At 38.4% G+C, this 3770-nt stretch carries 4 protein-coding genes; 2 read left to right on the top strand and 2 right to left on the bottom strand.

What is annotated here, in order from left to right; all coding sequences use genetic code 11:
• Positions 1 to 356 (bottom strand): tetratricopeptide repeat protein (locus tag AC1DG9_RS24830; protein ID WP_477635440.1); only part of this gene is annotated, 356 nt, incomplete at its 3' end.
• Positions 357 to 377: 21 nt separating this feature from the next.
• On the bottom strand, positions 378 to 1043 hold the full coding sequence (locus tag AC1DG9_RS24825) for an HAD family hydrolase (RefSeq protein WP_337716053.1): 666 nt from the start codon (positions 1041 to 1043) through the stop codon (positions 378 to 380).
• 71 nt (positions 1044 to 1114) lie between these two features.
• Between AC1DG9_RS24825 and AC1DG9_RS24820 the strand changes: the two genes are divergently transcribed.
• A complete protein-coding gene (locus AC1DG9_RS24820; protein ID WP_337716055.1) occupies positions 1115 to 2320 on the top strand; it encodes an MFS transporter in 1206 nt (401 codons plus the stop codon).
• A 35-nt stretch (positions 2321 to 2355) separates the two neighbouring features.
• Complete coding sequence (gene chrA, locus AC1DG9_RS24815) at positions 2356 to 3567, top strand: chromate efflux transporter (RefSeq protein WP_172662719.1); 1212 nt, start codon at positions 2356 to 2358, stop codon at positions 3565 to 3567.
• The last annotated feature ends 203 nt before the right edge of the window (positions 3568 to 3770 follow it).

The raw sequence follows: 3770 nt of genomic DNA, 5'->3' as shown, positions 1-3770 counted from the left end.
GTCTTAATGCTATTTAGGAGTTTAGGCCAGCCTGGTAAGGAACGTAAGGATTCAAGATCAGTATCTTTTTTAATTTGATCGATATTTTTATAGCCACTATTTACAGCGTTTGTAAGTAAAACCAGGGCGCTGTCTTTTTGACCACTTAAGGCATAACAGCATGCCGCATTATAATAATTATCTGATCTAAGAACCTCGAAGTCGACTTGCCTGGTCGCTTTTAGGTAATACCTGCCAGCTTCTTTAAAGTTTTTTGCTTTGTAAAGACTGTCGGCTATTTTCTCTGGTCTCACTTGCGCAACTGTGGCCGTGGCAGCTAGTAGCAATAGAATTAAGAGTTGTTTGAATTTAAGCATGCGTTGAGTATATGTCTGTTTTTATAATGTGAAGTGCGTTGCAGCGTTTTCACTGGCAAGTTTTAGGTCTGTAAATATTTTATCGGCAATAGCTAACTTAGGATGTTGCGAAGTATCACTTTGTATAGCATAACAAACCAGATTGGCTGCTTTAGCAGCTTTTAGGCCATTAATTGTATCCTCAAAAGCTAAGCACTCATCCTTGTTTAGTCCAAGCTGCTGACAGCAGAAATTATAACATTCAGGATCTGGCTTTGTTAAAGTAACATCGGTTCTGGTAACCATAAGATCAAAGTAGTTGCTCAAACCATTTCTTGCAAAGATCAGATCAACATCTGGTCTTGGGCTAGCGGTAACAACGGCTAATTTAAGTCCTTTTTGCTTAAAAAACTGTATTGTTTCCAAGGCAAAGGGCATTAAATTGATATCTCTAGTTGAAAAGCCGGTTTTGCTTAAGCGTTCCCGCCAGAGGATTAGTTCAGATAGACCAATATTGAGATTGTATTTTTCTTTAATTTTTTTGCTGTTGACTGGGAGTGGGTAGCCTGCGTAAGTATTAACCCATTCCTCATAAGTCATAGATAACGAGTAGGTTTCAAGGATTTCTATCCAGCATTGGTAATGGAAGTATTCTGAGTCGATAAGTGTGCCATCTAAATCGAATAATATGGCTTTAAGTTTCTGCATGTACGTAAAAGTATTTTGCTAAAATAGAAAAAACTAATTGCTTTATTATCTTTGCCACAGCTCCGCTACTTATGTTATTATTCAAAGAAATTGCACGCACTTATAAACTTTCATTTACTGGCTTAAGCCGCGAAACCTGGATCTTGAGCATTGTTATGCTCATCAACCGCAGTGGATATATGGCGGTGCCTTTTATGGGTTTGTTTGTAACGCAATCGCTCCACAGACCAGCTTCTGATGCAGGATTAATCATCACTCTTTTTGGCGTCGGCTCTATAATGGGATCAGCAGCAGGTGGTAAGCTTACAGATGTAATTGGGTTTAGACCGGTTCAGATAGTGACCTCTATTGTTAGTGGTACATTCTTTCTTTTTTTTGCAAATATTACTCATTTCCATACGTTATGCGCGCTTGCTGTTGTGATCAGTTTCTTTTCGGAAGCCTTTCGTCCTGCGAACTTTGTAGCCATAGCAGCCTATGCCAAACCTGAATTACAGACCCGTTCTTATTCTTTAAACCGTCTTGCGGTGAATATGGGATGGGCAGTTGGTGTAAGTATGGGTGGTTTAATTGCATCTTACGATTACAGATTGTTGTTTTATGTTGATGGCACGGTAAGTATTATTGCAGGACTAGGCATCTTATGGTTTCTGCCAAAAATTAAAGACTATAGAAAGGCTTTAAAGGAAAAAGTTAAGGGAATTGTAGTGCGTAAGCCCTGGGAAGATGCAGTATTTATCAGGTTCCTGCTGTTAACCGCTGTTTTTATCATCTGCTCTTTTCTGATGTTTAGAGTTGTTCCGGTATTTTATAAAGAAATTTGGAAGATAGGTGAGTTTGAGATAGGCTTGATATTAGGCCTCAACGGGATCATTATTGCACTGTTTGAAATGGTGATGATCCATAAGATTGAGAATAAAAGGTCTCCTATTTTTTTTATAGTATTAGGTGCTATATTAGTTGCATGTTCATTCGCTGTACTTTTGCTTCCTTTTGGAAGTCCTATAGTATTGGGCACCCTGTGCATAGTTTTCTTCACCTTTGGTGAAATGTTTGCTTTGCCTTTTATCAATACCTTTGTAATGAGCAGGGCAAATGAGTTTAACAGGGGCCAGTACGCAGCGGGATATATGCTTTGCTGGTCGATAGCGCAGGTTGTTGGTCCTATAGCCGGGTTTTTTATTGCAGAAAGGTATGGTTACAACACGCTTTGGATAGTGATTACCATTTTGTTGATGATCTCGGCGTATATGTATAGACTAATGAAACAGGATTAATCAATAATTGATAACCGTAAAAACAAAGAAATAGCGTGGATGATATCAGCATAGTGCAAAAGGAAGCGGGTTTAAAGTACCTTTTCCTTACTTTTCTAAAAATAGGATGTGTTTCTTTTGGTGGGCATATGGCTTTAATAGCGGTTGTTCAAAAGGAAATGATTGAAAAGGACAAAACCCTGAGTCAGGAAAACTTATTAAATGCCGTTAGTATTGCCAGTTTATTGCCCGGACCATTGGCAGTAAACGTGGTATCGTATATTGGTTATCATCTGCACAAAAAAAATGGCTTACTGGTGAGCATGCTGGGGATTCTGCTTCCGGCCTGCATATTGATGTTTGTGCTGTCGTGGTGTTATTTTAATTACATTCATGTTAAGGATCTTTCGGGTATAATGGCCTATACAGTAGCAGCTGTAAGTGCGATCATATTAACTACTGGTTTAAATATATTTTTAAAGGAAGTAAAAGGACATAACGGTAAAATAGCACTGTGTTTAATCTCCATAATATTACTTTATTTCATTAAAGGCTATCTGATMATTCTGTTGCTTATACTGATTGGCGGGTTAATTGGTGTTTATTTTAAACTAGCCAATTTAGCTGATACTGGTGGGGCTAAATTTACATGGGAGCGCTTGAGCAGCGGTGCTAAAATAGGCTTGTCATCGCTGTTGTTATTATATGCGGCTTTTATTTCCGGATTGTACCGAAACACAGACCTGATTCTTCTTAAAATTGCCTCCGTGTTTTCAGGGATCAGTCTTTCGCTTTTTGGCGGAGGTTATGTGATGATCCCGATTATGCAGTCCCTCTTTGTAACAGAATTGAAGTGGTTAAGCAATCAGGAATTCATAGATAGCATTGCTTTTAGCCAGCTAACACCAGGGCCAATTCTGGTAAGTGCGTTTTTTACAGGTTATAAATTGGCCGGTGTGGCCGGTGCGTCATTGGCAACAATCGCTATTTTTGTACCTTCTTCTATTTTAATGATCATTGTTTCAAAGATATTTAAGAATAATGCAGACTCAACGGTGATGAAAAATGCATTGGCAGGAATAAAACCTGTAGTAGTGGGCATGATCATCGCTTCGGGCATAAAGCTCTTTTTCTCAGTGCCTTCCACGCCAATTAATGTTGCATTATTTGTGGTCGCATTTATTTTAAGTTTCAGATTTAAATTTAATCCTGTATACTTAATCATTATTTCTTTACTAATAGGGACTGCAGTACACTTTATGGGATAGGTACTGAATTAATTTTAACTAACAAGAATGACCAATACCGGCATACAAATTATAGGAACGCAACGCTCCGGATCTAATCTTTTAAGAGTAATTCTGGATCAGTCGGCTGAAATAGCATCGCCGCATCCGCCTCATATTTTAGTGGTTTTTATGCCGCTTTTACATCTGTACGGCAAGCTTAACAGTACTTCATATAAAATACT

It is taken from the genome of Pedobacter sp. 05L430, assembly GCF_056397585.1.
This window is presented reverse-complemented; position numbering and strand designations above follow the sequence as displayed.

Coding starts and splice junctions, on each gene's coding strand:
- AC1DG9_RS24820 (WP_337716055.1), top strand. CDS start 1,115: ATGTTATTATTCAAAGAAATTGCACGCACTTATAAACTTTCATTTACT.
- AC1DG9_RS24825 (WP_337716053.1), bottom strand. CDS start 1,043: ATGCAGAAACTTAAAGCCATATTATTCGATTTAGATGGCACACTTATC.